This is a genomic window from Sphaerisporangium flaviroseum, assembly GCF_039537005.1.
GTDB classification, from domain to species: Bacteria; Actinomycetota; Actinomycetes; order Streptosporangiales; family Streptosporangiaceae; genus Sphaerisporangium; species Sphaerisporangium flaviroseum.
The window spans coordinates 1-641 of record NZ_BAAAZR010000082.1; the positions used below are offsets into that span (position 1 = coordinate 1).

1 protein-coding gene is annotated in these 641 nt (G+C 69.6%); it reads right to left on the minus strand.

The genetic code is table 11. From position 1 onward, the window contains the following. A partial coding sequence (locus ABD810_RS40875) for a hypothetical protein (protein WP_344953987.1) occupies positions 1 to 641 on the minus strand: 641 nt, incomplete at both ends.

Here is a 641-nt window from a genome sequence, read left to right on the forward strand (position 1 = left end):
GCGGAGCGGCGGCGAGTGTGACGGGCTCGTTTTGGGGCTCGTGGATGTGGCGCCACTGGTCGAGGAAGTGGTCGTTGGCGACGGTGACGAGCAGCGCGACCAGGATGGTCTGGGCGACGCGGCCGTGGGCGAGCCGGTTCTTGGGATCGCCGAGGTCGAGGTCATGTCCCTTGAGTCTGCCGTTGATGCCCTCGGTGTTGGCGCGGACGGGCTTGTAGGTTCCGATCCAGGTGGGGCTGAGGTAGGGCAGGTCCTGGCGGAACTTGTCGAGGTGGCCCAGGTCGCCGGGGCGCAGGGTGATGGTGTGCTGATGACAGATCTTCGGCAGTTCGCCGCTCCTGTGGTCGGGGGTTGGGGGCAGGACGCGGGGTTTGGCCGCTGGGTGGGCTGCTCGCTGCCGGGCGTCGGTCAGGTCGACCGCGGCGGGCCTGCTGGGCCCGCGCTGGTGGAGGCGGTCGAAGCGGGGGCAGGTGAGCGACGGGGAGGTGCCCGCTGCCGGGCACTGGAAGCGGATGGCGCCGTCTGTGTTCGCGCTCTGTTTGAGTCGCAGCAAGTACGGCTCTCGCGCAGCGATCAACGCGGTGAGTTCTTCCGATGGTGTGCGGATGGCGGCGTCGTCCAGGCCGGTGGTGGCCTGTGCG